The organism is Robinsoniella sp. (assembly GCF_034124845.1).
Genome location: NZ_JAWYAJ010000375.1, coordinates 1 through 17,090, shown reverse-complemented (window position 1 = coordinate 17,090; position 17,090 = coordinate 1). Strand labels below are relative to the sequence as shown.

General features: G+C 43.2%; 14 protein-coding genes. 12 read left to right on the top strand and 2 right to left on the bottom strand.

Annotated elements, in window-relative coordinates; all coding sequences use genetic code 11:
* The first annotated feature begins 71 nt into the window (after positions 1-71).
* Positions 72-941, top strand: a complete 870-nt coding sequence (locus ACH2DQ_RS18990) for a DegV family protein (protein ID WP_394913325.1) — start codon at positions 72-74, stop codon at positions 939-941.
* A gap of 100 nt (positions 942-1,041) precedes the next feature.
* On the opposite strand, the gene ACH2DQ_RS18985 is transcribed toward ACH2DQ_RS18990, so the two are convergent.
* A complete protein-coding gene (locus ACH2DQ_RS18985; protein ID WP_394913326.1) occupies positions 1,042-1,938 on the bottom strand; it encodes a phosphatase PAP2 family protein in 897 nt (298 codons plus the stop codon).
* A gap of 275 nt (positions 1,939-2,213) precedes the next feature.
* On the opposite strand from ACH2DQ_RS18985, the gene ACH2DQ_RS18980 reads away from it, so the two are divergent.
* Both ACH2DQ_RS18980 and ACH2DQ_RS18975 read left to right on the top strand, forming a co-directional pair.
* The gene (locus ACH2DQ_RS18980; protein WP_394913327.1) at positions 2,214-3,629 is read left to right on the top strand and encodes a spore germination protein; all 1,416 of its coding nucleotides are present in this window, start codon (positions 2,214-2,216) and stop codon (positions 3,627-3,629) included.
* A gap of 72 nt (positions 3,630-3,701) precedes the next feature.
* Positions 3,702-4,052: a hypothetical protein gene (locus ACH2DQ_RS18975; RefSeq protein ID WP_394913328.1), complete on the top strand. Its 351-nt coding sequence runs from the start codon at positions 3,702-3,704 to the stop codon at positions 4,050-4,052.
* 128 nt (positions 4,053-4,180) lie between these two features.
* Here the strand turns inward: ACH2DQ_RS18975 and ACH2DQ_RS18970 are convergent, their stop codons facing one another.
* Positions 4,181-5,044: a YitT family protein gene (locus tag ACH2DQ_RS18970; RefSeq protein WP_394913329.1), complete on the bottom strand. Its 864-nt coding sequence runs from the start codon at positions 5,042-5,044 to the stop codon at positions 4,181-4,183.
* A gap of 138 nt (positions 5,045-5,182) precedes the next feature.
* On the opposite strand from ACH2DQ_RS18970, the gene hisA reads away from it, so the two are divergent.
* The 9 genes from hisA to ACH2DQ_RS18925 form a co-directional block, all read left to right on the top strand.
* On the top strand, positions 5,183-5,959 hold the full coding sequence (hisA, locus tag ACH2DQ_RS18965; RefSeq protein WP_394913330.1) for a phosphoribosylformimino-5-aminoimidazole carboxamide ribotide isomerase: 777 nt from the start codon (positions 5,183-5,185) through the stop codon (positions 5,957-5,959).
* A gap of 181 nt (positions 5,960-6,140) precedes the next feature.
* Positions 6,141-6,668 carry a ribosome hibernation-promoting factor, HPF/YfiA family gene (gene hpf, locus ACH2DQ_RS18960; RefSeq protein WP_044297866.1) on the top strand — a complete coding sequence of 176 codons (528 nt, stop codon included), beginning with the start codon at positions 6,141-6,143 and terminating at the stop codon, positions 6,666-6,668.
* A 104-nt stretch (positions 6,669-6,772) separates the two neighbouring features.
* Complete coding sequence (locus tag ACH2DQ_RS18955; RefSeq protein ID WP_394913331.1) at positions 6,773-7,999, top strand: ABC transporter substrate-binding protein; 1,227 nt, start codon at positions 6,773-6,775, stop codon at positions 7,997-7,999.
* Positions 7,996-9,711 carry a sensor histidine kinase gene (locus ACH2DQ_RS18950; protein WP_394913332.1) on the top strand — a complete coding sequence of 572 codons (1,716 nt, stop codon included), beginning with the start codon at positions 7,996-7,998 and terminating at the stop codon, positions 9,709-9,711. Before ACH2DQ_RS18955 ends, ACH2DQ_RS18950 begins: the two co-directional genes overlap by 4 nt.
* Positions 9,686-11,212, top strand: coding sequence for a response regulator (locus ACH2DQ_RS18945; RefSeq protein WP_394913333.1), 1,527 nt, complete (start codon positions 9,686-9,688; stop codon positions 11,210-11,212). Before ACH2DQ_RS18950 ends, ACH2DQ_RS18945 begins: the two co-directional genes overlap by 26 nt.
* A gap of 243 nt (positions 11,213-11,455) precedes the next feature.
* A complete protein-coding gene (locus ACH2DQ_RS18940; RefSeq protein WP_394913334.1) occupies positions 11,456-11,686 on the top strand; it encodes an HPr family phosphocarrier protein in 231 nt (76 codons plus the stop codon).
* 411 nt (positions 11,687-12,097) lie between these two features.
* A complete protein-coding gene (secA, locus tag ACH2DQ_RS18935; protein WP_394913335.1) occupies positions 12,098-14,665 on the top strand; it encodes a preprotein translocase subunit SecA in 2,568 nt (855 codons plus the stop codon).
* An 82-nt stretch (positions 14,666-14,747) separates the two neighbouring features.
* A protein-coding gene (gene prfB / locus ACH2DQ_RS18930; RefSeq protein WP_394913336.1) for a peptide chain release factor 2 occupies positions 14,748-15,876 on the top strand; the annotation gives its coding sequence in 2 pieces (ribosomal slippage) (positions 14,748-14,822 and positions 14,824-15,876; 1,128 coding nt in all).
* Between the two features lie 75 nt (positions 15,877-15,951).
* Positions 15,952-17,090 (top strand): SPFH domain-containing protein (locus ACH2DQ_RS18925; protein ID WP_395027847.1); only part of this gene is annotated, 1,139 nt, incomplete at its 3' end.

The following is a 17,090-nucleotide window of genomic DNA, read 5'->3' as shown; positions in this document are numbered from 1 at the left end:
TTTTCTTCCACGCTTGCATAAAACCTCAATTAGTGTTATGATGAAAAAAAGTTTTAACGGGAGGAAAGCAGATGAGAGATTACATTATTACGACGGATAATACCACGGATTTACCCGAGGAATATATCCAGAAGCATGGCTTAGGCATGCTTTCTTTGACTTATATGATAGATGGCGAAACTTATAACAGGAAGCACGAACTGCCTTACAAGGAATTTTACAAAAAGATGCGGGCAGGATCCATGCCGACCACATCCCAGGTCAATCCGGAGGAAGCAAAAGAAGAGCTTCGGGAATTTCTGGAAGATGGAAAAGATATTATTCATATCGCATTTTCAAGCGGTCTGAGCGGCAGCTATAACAGTGCCCGGATTGCAGCCGAGGAACTGCGTGAGGAAATGCCTGAAAGGAAAATTACAGTTATAGATTCCCTCTGTGCTTCTTTAGGAGAGGGGCTTTTGGTACATAAGGCGCTTCAGTTAAAGGCGCAGGGTATGGAGTATGAGGAACTGGTGAAATGGCTGGAGGATCATAAGCTTAACGTAGTCCATAATTTTACAGTAGATGATTTGTTCCATCTGTACAGAGGCGGCAGAGTATCAAAGGCAGCCGCAGTACTGGGAACTATGATTCATTTAAAACCGGTGCTTCACGTAGACAATGAAGGCCGCCTGATACCGGTTGCCAAGGTGAGGGGACGTAAGAAATCCCTTTCAGCCCTGGTGGAGAATATGGAAAAGCAAATCGGTAGTTACCAGGATAAAAATGATATTGTATTTATCAGCCATGGTGACTGCATCGAAGACGCGGAGTATGTAAAATCCCTGATTGAGGAAAAATTCGGTATCAAAGCATTTTTGATTAATCCGGTAGGTCCAACCATTGGTGCCCATTCCGGTCCGGGGACACTGGCACTGTTTTATATGGGAGATGTGCGGTAAGAAGTTTTGTTCTCCGTTTGGCTTGTTGCTCGCGGGAATAAATTTATAACCGTTTAGATGGAAAGTATTTCCTCTAAACGGTTATTTTTATTTCAATTTTTTATTTTTTCCCACCAAGAAATTTCACTCTCTGAAAAATAAAAGGATAGGCGGCAATTACCCAGAGAACTAGAATAAAGTACTGAAGCATCTCAGCCGGAATACTGCCGCCCAGAAGGGCTTTTAAGATGCCTTTTAGTAACAGGGCGGAAGCAATACCCAGAATGAACTTTGCAGCCTGTTTTGATACCGTTGTTTCTGTCTCAAAATTAATATAAGTCCGTTCCAGATACCAACCGATAGCAAAGCCAAGACCCGAGCCTGCGGCCTTGCAGCAATCAGCAGCATACACTGCGTTTATGGTGCCGTTTTTCAGCAGTGCCAGAGCATAGATCATAGACAAAAAAGAAAATCCAGCCAGTACAATACTGAGTATCAGATTAGACTTTGGAGTATTCTCCAGCTTGTCGAATAATTTATGAATTAAAATAGAAATAATAACTGCCATAGCCATTGCGGTCAACACATCTTTGGGCGTATGGACGCCTAAGTACATTCTGGAAAATCCCACTAGTAGAAAAATCACAACACAGATTATTTTTATCCATTTCTGTTTCAGGGAAAGAGCCAGCGTCATAAAGAGCGAAGTTGCACTTTGTGTGTGTCCGCTGGGAAAAGAATAACCCGTTGCGGCAGGTACGGCAGATGGAACTGCCTGAAAATCCGGATCCAGAACCCAGGGTCTTGGAATCCGGAATGTAATCTTTAGATTTTGCAGCAGCATGCCTGCAGCAAAAAACGAAAGTGCAATTTTATAAGCCAGCTTTTTATCCAGACACCAATATAAGATGCAGATAATTCCAAGAACCAGCATTTCCTGGCCAAAAAAGGTAAAAAATTGAAAAACGGTATTTAATACAGGCGACCGTATGCCTTCCAGTAAGTGTAAAAATTCCATATTCACCACTCCAATTTATATTTTTAAAAACAGTATAACATAATTTTGCTAATTTTGGGAAAGTCTATTCATAGAGAAGTTAAAAACCCGGCAAGCGCGTCAGTTTGATACATTTGCGGCGGGGAGTCGAAAACCTCGCGGCAAGCAACGGGGTTTTCGACCCACGCGGCAGTCGCCAAATAGACGCGCCAGCGCGTCCGTTTGGCTCGTTGCTCGCGGGAATAAATGTTTATGGCAGTATTACAGGCAAGTTGTATTAAGCAGGGGGTATAAATATGGAGAAAACGATATCAACAGATTTAATTGAGAATATGGAGTATTTCCACCAAAAACTAGAAGTAGATAAGAATTTTGATATTATCTACAAGATGACTGCAGTAGCAGACCGGGGAGCATGTATCTATTTTGTAGATGGATTTATAAAAGATGAAATCATGGAAAAAATATTGGAATTTTTCCATTCTATTACACCAGAGGATTTACCAGAGGACAGTGAAGACCTGTCTCATGATTATATCCCTTATGTGGAAGTAGATATGCTGGATGACAGAGAAGAAATTACCAAAAATATTCTCTCGGGTGTTCTTTGCCTGTTTATCGATGGCTATTCCAAGTGTTTTGCCATTGACTGTCGTACTTACCCTATGAGAAGCGTGGGAGAACCCGATAAAGACAAGGTATTGAGAGGGTCCAGGGATGGTTTTGTGGAAACGGTGGTCTTTAACACCGCACTGATCAGGCGCCGTATCAGAAGCCCGAGATTGTCTATGGAAATGTTAAATGTGGGCTCTACTTCAAAATCGGATGTGGTCCTATGTTATATGGAAGACCGTGCAGATAAAAATTTTGTAAGAGAGTTAAAAGAACGGATTCAAAGCGTTAAGGTGGATGCTCTTTCCATGAATCAGGAAAGCCTTGCGGAATGCATCTACCCAAGAAAATGGTACAACCCGTTTCCAAAGTTCAAATATACGGAGCGTCCGGATACGACAGCAGCCAGTATTTTGGAAGGCCAGGTTGCAATCCTGGTGGACAATTCCCCGGCAGCCATCATTCTTCCCGTTTCCATTTTTGATATAATGGAAGAAGCGGATGATTTCTACTTCCCGCCCATAACCGGAACGTATCTCCGGGTAACCAGAGGCATGATTGCATTTTTAACCCTGATATTAACCCCCCTCTGGCTGCTGTTGATGCAGAATCCGGAATGGATACCAAAAGCATTTGAGTTTATTAAAGTAACGGATACAATGAATATCCCGCTCTTGGCTCAGCTTTTGATCCTGGAATTTGCAATTGACGGACTGCGGCTGGCAGCGATTAATACGCCCAATATGCTGACAACGCCGTTAAGTGTTATTGCAGCGCTGGTTGTAGGAGAATTTGCAGTAAAATCGGGATGGTTTAATTCAGAAACCATGCTGTATATGGCATTCGTGGCAATCGCCAACTATACTCAGGCAAGCTATGAACTGGGATATGCATTTAAATTTATGCGAATTATTATGCTGATACTCACGGCACTGCTCAATATTTATGGATTTATACTGGGTATTATAATTACGATTCTGGTTGTTGCTACCAATAAAACGGTAGCAGGCAGAAGTTATCTGTATCCCTTATTTCCTTTTAATGGAAAGCAGCTGTTTCGTAGATTGTTCCGAAAAAGAATTGATTTCCAGGATGAATAAAAATATAAAATCTACACATATTATTTCCGAAGAGAAATCTTATTCTATAATAAAGTGAAAAGGAGATATATTATGAAACAGTTAAAAAAATGTTTTGCAGGCGCTTTACTCGTACTCTGTATGTGCGCTATGACAGCATGTGGAAGCAGCAATGACAACAAGACAACAGAAAATACTCAGATGACTTCTGAAAGTACAACAACTGAGAAAAGAACAGAAGCCAACACGAATGCAGGTACAGATAATACAAGTGCCACAGAAAACGGTACGAATGACATGAACAATGATGTTACAGACGGTACGAATGGAACAGAAGGTGTAGTGGAAAAAATCGGTGAAGACGTGAAACAGGGCGTTGAAGATCTTGGAGATGATCTGACTGGAAATACAAATCATACAGAAACAAACGATACAAACCGTTAATCAGCGGACAATGAAAAAGGGAGCTGCATGCACACTGCATCAAAAGCTCCCTTTACTTTATTCCCGCGGGCAACGAGCCAAACGGACACGCTGGCGCGTCCATTTGGCGACTGCCGCAAACTTCATATTCAGTCGGTAGGCCGTTGGTAGAATCGTCCGTTAAGCTGATCCGTTTTAATAATATTAATAAATGCTTTCTCATCCACCTGATGGATTTTTTGCATTACTTCTTTTACTTCATCGCTGGACACTACGGAATAAACCATACTGCGCTGTTCCTGCTCATAACAGCCGGTTCCTGTAAAAATAGTCGCGCCATGATTGGTACATGCCAGAATCTCATTATAGATCTCTCCAGGATGTGAGGTAACGATAAATAAAGTATGCTTCTTATAACGCAGATGAAGCTGGCTTACAATCTGAGTAGAGGCAAACTGGAAAATAATCGAGTACAAAGCCTGGTTCCATCCAAACAGATAGCCTGCCACCATCAGCATTATTACATTACTGATGAAAATATAGTTCCAGGTTTCCATATGGTATTTTTCAGACAGCATAATGGCTATAATATCAGTGCCTCCCCCGCTTCCGGCACCCATCAGGCAGAGACTCATGGCTAGTCCGTTGATAATTCCACCAAAGACTGCAATCAGCAGGATATCAGAAGTAATGGGGATACCGGGGATAATATCGGTGAGGATACCGGTCAGCCCTATCATCAGACAGGTATAAAAAGTAAATTTCTTCCCGAGAAAACGGTAACTGATCACAACTACAATTGCGTTTAAAGCAAAGTTGATAACGGAAAATGGAAGTCCAATAGAAAAATAAACCTGTCCGATTTTCTGTAATAAAAGTGTGAGACCGTTAAATCCGCCGGGATAAAGGCCGCCTGCACGGACGAACGTTTTAATATTGGCAGCCATTATAATAGAAGCGAGTATAATGAATGCGAAACGTTTAAGCTCTTGTTTTTTTGATGTTTTAACCATAAACTACCTCCCACTGCGTATGAAAAAGCCGATATACAGATTATGATCCATTTTTTATAATTATAACACACAAAATGGAAAAGATGTGCTAGAATTTAGGGTATATCAGGAATCTAAAGAAAAAGGAGCGTGGCAAAAATGAGATTCAGACCATGTATTGATATACATAATGGGAAAGTGAAGCAGATTGTCGGAGGGACCTTGAAAGATGAAATGGACCAGGCATCTGAGAACTTTGTATCGGAGCAGGATGGTGCTTATTATGCCAATTTCTATAAAAAGGACGGAATCAAAGGCGGGCATATCATATTGTTAAATCCTTCTTCTTCACCCTATTATGAAGCAACCAGGGAACAGGCGTTATCTGCATTAAGGGCATATCCATTTGGACTTCAGGTGGGTGGGGGAATCCGGGATGACAATGCCGCATCTTACCTGGAAGCAGGAGCTTCCCATGTGATTGTCACCAGCTATGTTTTTAGAGACGGCAGGCTGGATTATGAAAATTTACACAAAATCGTTCAGGCAGTAGGCAGAAAGAATTTGGTTCTGGATTTAAGCTGCAGGAAAAAAGAGAATCAGTACTATATTGTGACGGACCGTTGGCAGAAATTTACGGATCTGGTACTATCACACCGTGTATTGGATGAATTGGCAGAATATTGTGATGAATTCCTGATTCATGCGGTTGATGTGGAAGGAAAAGCAAGCGGGATTGAAACTGCGCTTGCGGATATGCTGGGAACCTGGCAGGGAATTCCCATTACCTATGCCGGCGGAATAGGCAGTTTTACCGATTTGGAGAATCTCAGGATTCATGGAAAAGGCAGGCTGGATGCCACAATCGGAAGTGCCCTGGATCTTTTCGGCGGACCGATGCCTTATAAAGAAGTTATAAAATTGTGTGAAAAATAATTGAAATCGAATAAATTGGATTGTAAAAAACGTAAAATGTGGTATAATTGTTTCATAGGACAGGACAAGCATTAAAACCTGTTAAAGCCGGTAAATTTTTGAGCAGAGATGAACCGGGTTGCCAGGGAGCTTCGAAAGGAATTCCGGAGGGCAAAATATAAATGAAAAGGAGTTGGACATCATGCGTTATACGATTAGTGGAAAAAATATTGAGGTAACAGAAGGTCTTAGAAATGCTGTTACAGACAAACTTGGAAAGCTGGAAAGATATTTTACTCCTGAAACTGAGATTATCGTAACCTTAAGTGTAGAAAAAGAAAGACAGAAAATAGAGGTTACTATTCCGGTAAAAGGAAATATTATCCGCTCAGAACAGGTCAGCAATGATATGTATGTATCCATTGACCTTGTTGAAGAAGTCATTGAAAGACAATTAAGAAAATACAAAAATAAGATCGTAGAAAAGCATCAGGGCGGCGCTAATTTCCGCAAAGAGTTTATAGAAAAAGAAGTAGATGATGATGATGAAGTAAAGATCATCCGTACTAAACACTTCGGAATTAAACCAATGTATCCAGAAGATGCATGTGTGCAGATGGAACTTCTGGGACACAACTTCTTCGTATTCTGCAATGCAGAATCAGACGAAGTGAATGTAGTTTACAAAAGAAAAGGAAATACATACGGATTAATCGAACCGGAATTCTAGAGCGTGTTGGATTTGTATGTATTTAGTAAAGTGTAGAGGAAAATACATCTGGGCAGAAAGCCCGGGTGTATTTTCATTTTGATGTATTTTAAGGAGTAGGAAAATTGAAAAAGTGGAAACGGATTGCGGTTTCGGTAATGGCATTTACCATAATGGCTGCCATACCGGGATGTACAAAAGAAGAAATCCCGCTGACACCGGTCAAAACGGAGCTTGTCATCTGGCATTACTGGGATGTAAAAGAGAATAAGAAGCAGCTGGATAATCTGGTGGGAGCCTTTAATGCCTCCCAGAATGAAATAGAGGCTGAACTTCAATTTGTACCAAGTGAAGACTTCAAAAAGCAGCTGGCACTGAGCATGGCGGACGATAAAATGCCGGATCTGGCGCTTGTTGATTCCTCTGACTTTCAATATTTCTATGCAATGCAGCCATTTGTAGATCTCACGGATCAGGTGCCGGAACTGGAGCATTATATACCGGCTGTTTTAGAGCCGTGCAAAGTGGGAGAGCGCATATACGGGCAGCCCTTTGGGGTGAATTGTCCTGCCTTGTTTTATAATAAAAAAATATTCCGGGAAGCAGGAGTGGACGTCCCAAAGAACTGGGATGATTTTTACCAGGCAGCGGTGAGAACCACCGGGAACAATAAATACGGGGTGGCTTTGTCCGCGCTTCAGAGTGAGCAGAGCTTATATGAATTCTTGCCCATACTCTGGGGAATGGGCGCGGATGTGGACAGCCTGGATTCACCAGCCGGAAAAAATGCATTTGACCTGCTGACCCGGCTTACTTCCTGCCGTGCCATGAGCAGGGACTGCATTAATCTGACGATGAATGATCTGATGAATCAATTCGCAGATGAGAATATTGCCATGGTATTCCAGTCGTCCAGTATTATTGACGATCTCAGGGAACGGAATCCAAAACTGGAATTTGACATTGCAAGACTTCCCTATGCCGGGGATCCGGTAACGGTGGCGGGCGGTGAGGTATTTGCCGTTACCAGAGGGGCGAAGCAGGATGCGGCAATTGCATTTTTGAATTATATAGCGGATAAAGACCGTATGACTGCATATATGGATGATTTCGGACTCCTGGCACCAAGGCAGGACGTTATGGACACTCAGTATAAAGATGACCCGATGAAACACAAATTCATTGAGCTTTTTAAAACAGCGAGATACCGGGAAGTATCTCCGGACTGGCCGCAGATATCAAGCGTAGTAGCCCGGGCAATGCGGCAGAGCATTATTGGGGAAAAGAGAAATGAAGAAATACTGCAGGAGGCGGCAGACGAAGTACGCAGGATCCGGGAGGGGGAAGGATGAAAAAGACAAAGAGCTTAAGAGAAAGGCTGATTCCGGCATTTTTACTGGCATCTCTGTTGTCCATTACCATGTTTGCCGTACTGTCCCAGATACGAATGAGAATCAATATGAAACAGAGCCTCCATGACCGGATTCAGGGCGGTATGGATAAGGCAGACCAATGTCTGGATATGGTTCTGGATAAATACGAAACCATCCTCTACGATTTGTGTACGGATGATGAGGTAGTAGCGTATGCAGAGAAAATTAATGAAGATCAGGATGACCTTACGGTAAACAGCAGTCAGCTGCGCCGATACTTAAGCCATATGAGCAACCGTAATATCGGGGTAGAGGGCGTGCTTCTGACTTTAAAAAACGGCAAGAAAATATTCTATGACCACAATTCTTCCTCTTCAGCCAACAGCAGCTGGATGAATACGTTAGAGATTCCGTCATTCACCGGAACGATGATGTATCAGGTTCCGGACGATCCGGTAACCATAGGGGATAAAGAAGTGGCTATATTCCAGGTGATCAGAAAAATAGTGGATTACCGTGATATCCATAAGGAGATTGGGACGATTACCGTCAGCATAGATGAAAAAGTCCTGGAAGAGAGCATCTATAACGGAGAGGATAACCGAATCTATGTCTGTCAGGGTGATACGATCATCAGCTCACCGGTTAAAGCACAGATAGGCAGAAAGAAGACAGAGCTGAAGACAAATGGCTACCGTGTAATGGAAAAGGTCAATGAAAAAAGCGGATGGAGCATTTATTATTTCCAATCCATGAAGCGTTATAACAGGGCAGTGGTGGAGCAGGGCTGTTTCTGGATCGTTGTCACACTGGGGACCATTGGAATTCTGGCATTGCTGACGTATTATTTTACACGTCCCGTGATGAAGTCTGTGGACCGGATCGTAGAAGCGATGAATGAGGCAGAGACAGGGGATTTTATGGTCCGCATTCCCGTAGAGGAAGAGATGCCCCTGGAAATACGGCGGATTGCCCTTGGCTTCAACGAACTGATGGAGAAGATTGACCAGCTGATCAGCCAGGTGAAGCAGGCGGTTTTGGAACAGAAAAACGCTGAATTATATGCCCTGGAAGCACAGATAGACCCTCATTTTCTCTATAATACGCTGGATACTATTAACTGGAAGGCGATTGATCGGGAGGAATACGAAATCAGCGATATGGTAGGCGCTCTGGCGGACATTCTCCGGTATGCAGTGAAAAATGCCGGGGGTGAAACGAATATACAGCGTGAGCTGTACTGGCTGGAACAATATATGCTGCTCCAGAGTGCGAAACTTGGGAAGCCGCTGCAAACCGTAACCCAGGTACCTGAGCGTATCATGCGCTGCAAGATACACAAGCTGCTGTTACAGCCGTTTGTGGAGAATGCAATCAAATATGCCTTTAAGAACAAAGAAGGAGAATGCATTCTGAAGATCAGGATGGAAGAGGCAGATGGCCAGCTTCATATTGTGATTGAAGATAATGGACGAGGGCTTTCCCTGGAGACAATGGCTCTTCTGAACAATGAATCAGCAGATATGGATGACCACCTGGGTATTATGAATGTCAGAAAACGTCTGCAGCTGTATTACCCCGGGCAAGCCAATATATATTTTGAAAGCAAGCAAAACAGATATACGAAAGTACATCTCTTTATACCAGCAGCAGAGGAGGATGAAGATGAGAATCGTAATCGTGGAAGATGAGGCACCCATCCGGGAAGGCCTGGGGAAAATCCTGAAAAAAATAAATCCCGGCTATGAACTTGCGGGATCGGCGGCAGATGGAATTGCCGGACTGAAGCTGGTGGAACAGGTACTGCCGGATTTGTTAATTATGGACATTCGAATGCCGGATATGGACGGCCTTACTATGCTTCGCAAGCTTCGAAATGAAAATGTAGACTGTAAGGTAATTGTACTTACGGCGTATTCGGATTTTAACTACGCGAAGCAGGCGATTGAGCTTGGAATCGAATACTATCTGTTAAAACCCATTAAAATTCCCGAATTAAAACATGCCTTAAAACAAGTGGAAGATTCACTGGCGGAACAGCGTCAAAAGGATCAGTCCATGACTCTGGATCATATATTTCGTTCCGGCATTATGGGCCAGTTCGAAACAGACGGGCAGTTGGATCATATTCTGTACGAAAAATACGGTTTCCATTGGACGGATACACTGTATCTCTTCGTAATACGGCTTGGCAAAGCCTATGATGACAAACTGGTTCTTCTGAGTGACCTGTTAAAAGATATTGGAAGCCACAGCAGTTATTTTTCCAGTCATGTCATGGAAAATGAGTCCCGCCGGGCGGTTACGGTTGTGGTTTACCGCACCCTGGAAGAAAAACAGGTTGAATCCTATTTTGCAAAATCAGTGGTTCCAATGCTAATGGCGAATCTGGGAGATAAAGGGATCTACGGATGGGGAAAAAGTGATGGGCTTATGGGAATTGCAGAGGCATACCGGCAGATTTGGGTCCGAATGGAATGGAATCTGTCCGGGATGGATAAGGGCATGATCTGCAAAGAAGATACGGAGGGTATCCTGACCTATCCCTATAAATACCCAATGGACATAGACACACAGGTAAAAAATGCCCTTTTGCGCCATGACAAAAAGGAATTTGAACGGTGTCTGCGTGAATTCTGCAGGCTTTCCAGGGCGGAGATCTATCATCCTCTGGAAATTAAGGATGGATGTATCCGTTTTACCTGGGCGGTTTTAAATACGGCAAAAGAGTTTGCAGGCAAAGGAGAAGAGCTTTCGGTACAGAAGATCCTGCAGACAGTAATGGATGCAGTCAGCTGGGAGGAAATTATGGAAGCTCTTTGGCAGGTGTTTGAACAGATGCTCCCCCAGGACAGTCAGGAGGGACCGCCGGTTGGAATCATGGTACAAAGAACCCAAAATATGATTCAGGAGTACTACAATCAGGGGATCAGCCTGGAAATGATTGCACGGAAGCTGAATGTATCCGAAGAATATTTAAGCAGTCAGTTTAAAAAAGAGACAGGCAGTTCCTTTACAGAAACGCTGCGCAGGTACAAAATAGACAAAGTTAAGAAACTGCTGCTGGAATCCGGACTGAAATTAAACCAGATCGCTGTAATGGCAGGATATACAGACCCCAAATATATGAGCAAGGTATTTAAAGAAGAAGTTGGAATGCTTCCTGCAGAGTACCGTAAAACCTTTAAATAGTAAAATGATATTAAATATTTCCTCCTTTTTTAAAAACTTCCCCTATTTCTTTCCTGGAATATAAGATAGAATGATAAAAAGTTAACAAAAGACAAAATAACGCATAATTCGCGAAATCATAAGTTTGGAACAAAAGCCGTTCCATACTTTCTATTGAAGCAGTACCGCAGACCCGTCAGCGGTATGCAGAGGTATGTTTGCGCTGTTTAGGGGATAAATATCCAGGAAAAGGAGATCGATTTCATGAAAGAAATAAAGGTAAGTTTTGAAAATCCGGATGAAGTATTAGAATTTGTAAACCAGATCACAAATTATCCATATGACATGGATATGAAAAAAGGACATATTGTAATTGATGCGAAATCTATTTTAGGCGTTTTAGGACTTGCAGTCGGAAATGTTGTAGACTTGCAGATCCACGGGGAGCCTTGTGAAAAGCTAACCGGGGCGCTGGAAAAATACCGCGTTTCTTAATTTATCGGTTTCCGATAACAGTTAAGTGTGAAAGAAAATCGCTTTCTTACGTTCTATTGATGTACTAGTACAGCATTGCATAAATAATTGAGTAATACACTTCGGCTATCCGCACCAGGAAATCCGAACCATTCTTTGATGCAGCCCGCTACACCTGCAGAATGGTTCGAATCCCCTGATACGAATATCCTGTGTGTATTACTCAATTATTTAAGCAATGCTGTACTAGGTACAAAATTGATAAAAATTCCGCTTGCGGCAGAGGCTGCAGGCGGTCTTTTTTTATATGAACGCATTATGAACGATTTATGAAGCCTAAGTTTATAAAAAATTTTATTGTGAAAAATGCGTAAAGGTGTTAATATAGTTAGTGATTATAAGAACACAGATGAAGGATATAGGTGAATAGAAATGAATCTTATACAAAAAGTATTAGGGACTCATAGTGAGAGAGAGGTTAAAATGATCAAACCTCTCGTAAAAAAAGTAGAAGCTTTGAGGCCGACCATGCAGGCTTTGTCTGATGAAGAACTAAGAGATAAGACGAAAGAATATAAAAAGAGACTGGCTGATGGAGAGACTTTGGACGACCTGCTCCCGGAAGCATTTGCCACGGTGAGAGAAGCGGGCAAACGTGTTCTGGACATGGAGCATTATCCGGTACAGATCATCGGTGGTATTATCCTGCACCAGGGACGTATTGCAGAAATGAAGACCGGTGAAGGTAAAACCTTGGTATCTACACTTCCGGCGTATCTGAATGCTCTGGAAGGCAAAGGCGTTCATATCGTAACGGTTAATGATTATCTGGCACATCGTGATGCTGAGTGGATGGGAAAAGTGCATGAGTTTTTAGGCCTGAAAGTAGGATGTGTATTAAACTCCATGGACAATGACGAGAGACGTGAAGCATACAATTGTGATATCACATATGTTACCAATAATGAATTAGGTTTCGATTATCTGCGTGATAACATGGTTATCTACAAGGAACAGCTGGTACAGAGAGATCTGCATTATGCCATCATCGATGAGGTCGATTCCGTGCTGATTGATGAAGCCAGGACACCCCTTATCATTTCCGGGCAGAGTGGAAAGTCCACGAAGCTGTATGAAGTCTGCGATATCCTTGCACGTCAGTTGGAACGTGGAGAAGCCAGCGGTGAAGTTACCAAGATGTCAGCTATCATGGGCGAAGAAATCACCGAGACCGGAGATTTCATTGTAAATGAAAAGGACAAGGTAGTGAACCTGACCGAAGATGGTGTAAAGAAAGTAGAAAAATTCTTTCAGATTGAAAACCTGGCTGATCCGGATAATCTGGAGATCCAGCATAATATCAACCTGGCACTGCGTGCCCACAATCTGATGTTCCGTGATCAGGATTACGTGGTAAAAGATGATGAGGTACTGATTGTAGATGAATTTACAGGACGTATCATGCCGGGCAGAAGATATTCCGACGGTCTGCATCAGGCAATTGAAGCAAAAGAACATGTGAAGGTAAAGAGAGAGAGCAAGACCCTTGCGACCATCACTTTCCAGAACTTTTTCAATAAATATGCAAAGAAATCCGGTATGACCGGTACTGCTTTAACTGAAGAAAAGGAGTTCCGTGATATCTATGGAATGGATGTTATCGAGATACCGACTAACAGACCGGTAGCACGTAAGGATGCTGACGATGCTGTGTACATGACCAAAAAGGAAAAATTCCATGCAGTTGTGGATTCTATTGAAGAAGCCCATGCAAAGGGACAACCTGTACTGGTTGGTACGATTACCATCGAGACGTCTGAATTGATCAGCGGTATGCTGAAAAAGCGCGGAATCCAGCATAAAGTCCTGAATGCAAAATTCCATGAATTAGAGGCTGAGATCGTTGCTGAGGCTGGTGTACATGGTGCAGTTACCATTGCAACCAATATGGCAGGCCGTGGTACGGATATTAAACTGGATGATGATTCCAAAGCAGCAGGCGGTTTGAAGATTATCGGTACCGAACGTCACGAGTCCAGACGTATTGATAACCAGCTGCGCGGACGTTCCGGTCGTCAGGGAGACCCAGGTGAATCCAGATTCTTCATTTCTCTGGAAGATGATCTGATGCGTCTGTTTGGTTCAGAGCGTCTTATGGGTATATTTAAATCCCTGGGTGTATCTGAAAATGAGCAGATCGAACACAAGATGCTTTCTTCTGCAATTGAAAAAGCACAGAAGAAGATCGAGAGCAACAACTATGGAATCCGTAAGAACCTGTTAGAATATGACCAGGTAAATAATGAGCAGCGTGAAATTATTTACAAGGAGAGAAGAAGAGTTCTGGATGGAGAGAGCATGCGGGATTCCATATACAAGATGATTACCGATATTGTGGACAATACCGTTGATATGTGTATTGCGGATGATGCGGATAATGAAGAATGGGATTTAAATGAATTGAATTCCCTGCTGAATCCGATTATTCCTCTGCAGCCAGTTACCAAAGAGGATATTAAGAAGATAAAGAAGAACCAGCTGAAGCAGAATCTGAAGGAAAAAGCAGTAAAGCTGTACGAGACAAAGGAAGCAGAATTCCCGGAACCGGAACAGCTGCGTGAGCTGGAGCGTGTAATTCTTCTGAAAGTAATCGACCGTAAGTGGATGGATCATATTGATGATATGGATCAGCTGCGTCAGGGTATCGGACTCCAGGCTTATGGACAGAAAGATCCGCTGGTTGAATACAAGATGAGCGGATACGAGATGTTCGACACCATGTCTGCAGGAATCCAGGAAGATACACTTCGCCTCTTATACCATGTACGCATTGAGCAGAAGGTAGAACGTGAAGAAGTAGCTAAGGTAACCGGAACCAACAAAGATGACTCTGAAGTGAAAGGTCCGGTAAGACGTACTTCTGAAAAAGTATATCCGAACGATCCGTGTCCATGCGGAAGCGGCAGAAAATATAAACAGTGCTGCGGCAGAAAAGCATAAATCAAATAGAACAAAAAGGGTCGTTTGTATAAAACGGCCTTTTTGTAAATAAATCAAATAATTATTGAGAGAAGGTGAAGCTGTGGTAGAATTAGATCAATTTAAATATACGTTAGGCACGTATGCAAAACCATTAGTGGAAGTGAGGGATTCACTTTGACCTGGCTAACAAGGAAAAGCGGATTCAGGAATTAGAGCGTAAGATGGAAGAACCTGACTTTTGGGATCAGCCCGAAAAGTCACAGGAATATATGAAAACGCTCAGCAGTTTAAAGGATGATATTGAAATATTCCGAAAACTGAATGATCAGTATGAAGAAATAGAAACCCTTCTGGAAATGGCATATGAGGAAAATGATGCCTCACTGATTCCGGAAATAGAAGAAACACTGAATGATTTTACGACATCTCTGGAAAATATCCGGATCAAGACCTTACTGGCGGGTGAGTATGACAGAGATCATGCAATAATGACACTCCATGCAGGAGCAGGCGGCACCGAGTCCTGTGACTGGGCAAGTATGCTCTACCGCATGTACTGCCGATGGGCAGACCGGAAAGGATTCCAGGTAGAAGTACTGGATTATCTGGACGGAGAAGAAGCCGGCATCAAATCGGTAACATTTGAAGTAAAAGGTGAAAATGCATTTGGCTATCTCAAGTCAGAAAAGGGTGTGCACAGGCTGGTGCGTATTTCTCCCTTCAATGCGGCGGGCAAACGCCAGACCTCTTTTGTATCCTGTGATGTTATGCCGGATATTGAAGAAGATATTGATATTGAGATTCGGGATGAGGATTTAAGGATTGACACGTACCGCTCCAGCGGTGCGGGAGGCCAGCATATTAACAAAACTTCTTCCGCCATCCGTATTACCCATCTTCCCACCAATATCGTGGTACAGTGTCAGAATGAACGTTCTCAGCACATGAATAAGGATAAGGCAATGCAGATGTTGAAAGCAAAGCTGTATCTGTTAAAGCAACAGGAAAATGCGGAAAAAGTATCCGATATCCGTGGTGAAATAAAGGAAATCGGCTGGGGCAGCCAGATCCGTTCCTATGTTATGCAGCCATATACCATGGTCAAGGATCACCGCACAAATGCGGAATCCGGTAATGTGGACAGCGTAATGGACGGAAGTATTGATATCTTTATCAACGCTTATCTGAAGTGGCTGGCTCTGGGCACAAAAGAATCAGAAAATGAATAACAGATTGTGGATAAGCGGAGGGAATACCTCCGCTTGTGTGCAAAAAACAGAAGATTAATAACAGGAGGACAATATATGGGAATTATAAAAGCAGCAACAGGTGCAATTGGAAGTTCATTAGCAGATCAGTGGCTGGAAGTAATTGAGCCGGAAGATATGGGAGACCAGACGCTTCTGACCCGCGGTGTGAAGATGCGCACAGGCTCCAATACCAAAAGCAGTTCCGATACCATTTCAAATGGTTCTGTAATCCATGTGTATGACAATCAGTTTATGCTGCTGGTGGATGGCGGCAGAATCATTGATTACACGGCTGAGCCGGGTTACTATACCGTTAATAATTCTTCCATGCCTTCTTTATTTAACGGGGAGCTGGAAGATGCGGTAAGAGAGACCTTTTCCAGGTTTAAATTCGGAGGTGTGACCCCAACTGCCCAAAAGGTATATTATATCAATCTGCAGGAGATCAGGGGAATCCGCTTTGGCACCAGGAACCCGATTAACTATTTTGACAATTTTTATAACGCAGAGCTTTTCTTAAGAGCACATGGAACCTATTCTATCAAAATTACAGATCCCCTCCTGTTTTATGCAGAAGCTGTGCCCAGAAACAGCGGACAGGTAGAAGTCGGTGAGATCAACGAGCAGTATCTTTCTGAATTCTTAGAAGCCCTTCAGACATCCATTAACCAGATGTCGGCGGATGGTACCCGTATTTCTTTTGTTTCATCAAAAGCTAGGGAACTGGGCAAATATATGGCGCAGACCCTGGATGAGGACTGGCGGCAGATGCGTGGATTGGAGATTCAGTCGGTAGGGATTGCGAGTATTTCCTATGATGAGGAATCCCAGAAATTAATTAATATGAGAAACCAGGGAGCAATGCTTGGAGATCCGTCTATCCGGGAAGGATATGTCCAGGGAGCCATTGCCCACGGCCTGGAAGCAGCCGGGTCAAACCCGAACGGCAGTATGGCTGGATTTATGGGAATGGGCATGGGAATGCAGAATGCAGGTAACTTTATGGGAACTGCTTCCGCGAATAATATGCAGCAGATGCAGATGAACCAGGAAGCCAGAAACGCAGCAAAAGCAGCCTCAGGTGCAGGAAACGCCCCGGGTGCAGGCAATGCAGGTAACCAGGGAGATATCCAGGCATCGGCATCCGCTGGTCCACCGAGTACAAGAAGCCTGTCATCGAGGCCCTCATCCAG